The sequence below is a fragment of the Candidatus Methylomirabilota bacterium genome, from assembly GCA_036001065.1.
Classification (GTDB): Bacteria; Methylomirabilota; Methylomirabilia; order Rokubacteriales; family CSP1-6; genus MNEF01.
Window position 1 is genome coordinate 1 of sequence record DASYUQ010000154.1, and the last position, 3,520, is coordinate 3,520.

The 3,520-nt window shown below is 72.1% G+C and carries 4 protein-coding genes; 2 read left to right on the forward strand and 2 right to left on the reverse strand.

What is annotated here, in order from left to right:
- On the forward strand, positions 1-298 hold a 298-nt coding region (locus tag VGV13_15170; GenBank protein ID HEV8642434.1), incomplete at its 5' end, for an NAD(P)-dependent oxidoreductase.
- 31 nt (positions 299-329) lie between these two features.
- On the forward strand, positions 330-1,376 hold the full coding sequence (locus tag VGV13_15175) for an ABC transporter ATP-binding protein (GenBank protein ID HEV8642435.1): 1,047 nt from the start codon (positions 330-332) through the stop codon (positions 1,374-1,376).
- A gap of 31 nt (positions 1,377-1,407) precedes the next feature.
- On the opposite strand, the gene VGV13_15180 is transcribed toward VGV13_15175, so the two are convergent.
- Both VGV13_15180 and VGV13_15185 read right to left on the reverse strand, forming a co-directional pair.
- Positions 1,408-2,739 (reverse strand): ribonuclease H-like domain-containing protein, encoded by a 1,332-nt coding sequence (locus VGV13_15180; GenBank protein HEV8642436.1) that lies wholly within the window; start codon positions 2,737-2,739, stop codon positions 1,408-1,410.
- The coding region (locus tag VGV13_15185) for a Zn-binding domain-containing protein (protein HEV8642437.1) at positions 2,723-3,520 on the reverse strand (798 nt) is incomplete at its 5' end. The genes VGV13_15180 and VGV13_15185, both read right to left, overlap by 17 nt.

The following is a 3,520-nucleotide window of genomic DNA, read 5'->3' on the forward strand; positions in this document are numbered from 1 at the left end:
GCAGGCGCTCCGGAAGATGAAGAAGACCGCCATCCTGGTGAACGCCGCCCGCGGCCCGATCGTGGACGAGGCGGCGCTGGCGCGCGCGCTGAGGGAGGGGTGGATCGCGGGGGCCGGGCTCGACGTCTTCGAGGAGGAGCCCCAGATCCATCCGGCGCTCCTGCCGCTCAAGAACGTGGTGGTGGCCCCGCACATCGCAAGCGCCTCCCACGACACCCGGGTGGCGATGGCGGCGCTCGCGGTGCGCAACTGCGTGGCGGTGCTCGAGGGAAAGCCACCGATCACCCCGGTGCCGTGATCGGGTGCCAGCCGTGTAAGAATGGACGGCAGTGGCGGTCCTCACGCTCTCGCATCTCACGAAGCGGTTCGGCGGCGATCGGCCGCCGGCGGTTGATGGCCTCACGCTCATGGTCGAGAGCGGCCAGATCCTGGCGCTGCTGGGCCCGTCCGGCTGCGGCAAGACGACCACGCTGCGCCTGATCGCCGGGTTCGAGATGCCCGACGACGGGGAGGTGGCCATCGCCGGGCGCGTCATGGCCGACGGCCAGCGGAGGATCTCCGTGCCGCCCGAGGAGCGGGGCGTCGGCATCGTGTTCCAGGACTACGCGCTGTTTCCCCACTTGACCGTCGAAGAGAACGTCGGCTTTGGGCTTCACACGCTTGCCCGCGACCGGCGGAGCGAGCGCGTGCTGGCCGTGCTCGACCTCGTCGGCCTCGTGGAGTTCGCGCACCGCTACCCGCACGAGCTCAGCGGCGGACAGCAGCAGCGGGTCGCCGTGGCCCGGGCGCTGGCCCCCTCACCCGCCCTCATCCTTCTGGACGAGCCGTTCTCGAACCTCGACGCCGACCTGCGGGCCCAGATGCGCGACGAGGTCGAGAAAGTGCTGCGAGGGACCGGAACCACGGCGGTCTTCGTCACGCACGACCAGGAGGAGGCCTTCACGATCGCCGACATCGTCGGCGTCCTGAACGCGGGGCGCCTGGAGCAGCTGGCGCCCCCCGAGACGATCTACCACCACCCGGCGACGCCGTTCGTGGCCGAGTTCGTCGGCGCCGCCGACTTCCTGCCCGGCATCGTCACCTCGGAGGGGATCGTCACCGAGATCGGCGTCTTCGGCAACGTGGAGGGGCGCGAGCTCGGTGAGAAGGTGAGGGTCATGATCCGGCCCGACGACGTCACCTTCGTGCCGGCCGCCCACGGTGAGGCCGTCATCCTCCGCCGCTACTTCCGCGGCTCCGAGAACCTCTACTGCCTAGGCCTGCCCTCGGGCCACCGCGTGCACTCCTCGCAGCCGTCGGCCACCGCCTTCGCCACCGGTATGCGCGTCCGCCCGGAGGCGCACGTGCTGCACGTCGTCACGTTTCCGGCGGAGTAGGAACGCTGCCGGGGCCTGCCCAGCCCGGGACTCAGAGGCGGCGGGGCGAGAGCGATAGGCGCGCTTCGGCTCCTCCACTGACACGGCCCCCGAGCCCAAGCCGGCGCTCGAGGCGGGCCAGGCGATGCGTGAGCGCGTCGAAGAAGCGGGGCGAGGCAGCGGCAGCCCGGGCCAGCGCGAGGGCCTCCACGACGATCGACCGCGCGGCCGCGATGTCGCGGCGGCGGTGCTCGTGATACTTCGCCAGCTCTTCCCAGGGACGTAGATCGAAGCCGCCGCCGGCGCCGGCCGCCGCCTGCCACAGCGCGCACGCGGCCTCCCACCGAGCGCGGCGCTTTTCCCAGAGCGCCAGGCGCAGGCGCACATGGTGGCCGTCGAGCCCTTCGAGGCCGGCGGCCAGCGCCTGACGGTAGCAGGCGACGCTGCGTTCGGGGTCCGCACGCTCCCAGAGCCGCCCGAGCCCCGCCAGCTCGCCCGCGCCCGGCGGGGGGTCGGCCCCGCCGTCGAGCGCGCGCGTGAACCAGCCGAGCAGGGCGGCCAGCGACAGCACGTCGTCACAGTTGTGGGCGAAGACACGCGCCAGCGGCGCCGCGCTCCGGGAGCGCAGGAACTCGAAGTAGAGCGCGGGGATCAGCGCGCCGGGCACGTCGTTGTCGCGGATGAGACCGAGCACCTCGCGCTCGAGCGTCGTCAGGCGGCAGTCCGGGAAGCAGGCCGACCACACCCGCCGCGCCGGACGCAGGAGGTCGACGTGCGCCAGCGTTCCCGGCCAGCGGCGCCGGGCCAGCACGAAGCGCGTCTCCAGCAGGGGCACGTCGAAGCCGGCCCCATTGAAGGTGACGAGCCCGCTGGCCCGCTCCAGGAGCGGATGGAGCGCCGCCAGCAGCGCCGGCTCCTCGTCGAAGTCCCGCATGAAGTGCTGGACGACGACGAACCGGTCGCCCTCCACGTAGCCGGCGCCGACCAGAAAGGCGTAGGTCCCGGTACCGCCGGCCAGGCCCGTGGTCTCCGTGTCGAGAAACAGCAGGCCGCGCGCGTCGGCGGGGGCTTCTCCGGCCCGCGCGATCAGCTCGAGCACCGACGGCGAGACATCGAGCGCGTGCGCCAGCGCCAGGCTGCCGTGCTGGTGTGACAACGGGTATTCTCGGCGGACGACGACCAGCGGCCCTTGGCCCGTCTCCACCAGCTCACCACCGACGACCCGCTCCACGGGTTCCGGGGCCGGACGGGGCGGGCGGGAATTCTCGATCCGCCGGATGATCCGGCGCAGCTCGTCGAGGGTGCCCGCGCGGGAGGCGTGGTCGTGCGCAGCCGGCGGCCCGGCCGCCGGGGCACATCGGAGCGCGTCAGCGGGTGAGTTCACGCAGCAGACTGGCCGCGGTCGCTTTCGCGCGGCGGCCCACTTCGTTCACCGGCCCCACGCACGACGGGCACCCCCACCGGCACGGACAGGCCTCCAGCGTCTCACGGCCGCGCTGGAGCAGGAGGGGGAGCACGTCGAACACGCGCTCGGCCAGGCCGATGCCGCCGGCGTGGGCGTCGTAGAGATAGATGGTCGGGTGGAACCGCTCGGCGCTCATCAGCCGGCGCTTGGTCGACTCGCGCGTGGCCACCGCGCCCGTCTCGGCGGGCGTCGTGTCGCCCAGCCACGAGCCGAGATCGCGGATGTCGCAGAGCAGGAAGATCGGCGCCAGGTGGTGCAGCAGGTAGGTCACCGCGCGCAGCCCGTCGATCAGCTCCTCCCGCGACGGACTCACCCGCCCCCGCGCGTCCTCGGGCACGGTGATCCACGCGCTCGTCGTCTGCATCTCCTGCTGCGGCAGCTCGACCTCCCCGGAGCCGACGTTCTCGAGCGTGCCCATCTTGATCTTCTTGAAGCCGACCACCTTCTCGGCCACGAGGACCTCGCCTTGCTCGGCGATCCAGTCGGTGTGGTGGCGGTCGTCGAGGCGCCGCAGGATCCAGACGCCCTTCGCGCCGATCGCGTCCGTGAAGTAATCGACGCGCACGCGCTTGACGTAGGCGACCTTCTCCTCGTCCTCGCGGAAGCGCAGCTCCTGGACCTCGTAGGGATCACTCTCCACCAGGTAGATCGCCTTCGGATGGATCGTGGCGAACGCGCTGCCCCAATCGACCTCGGCGAT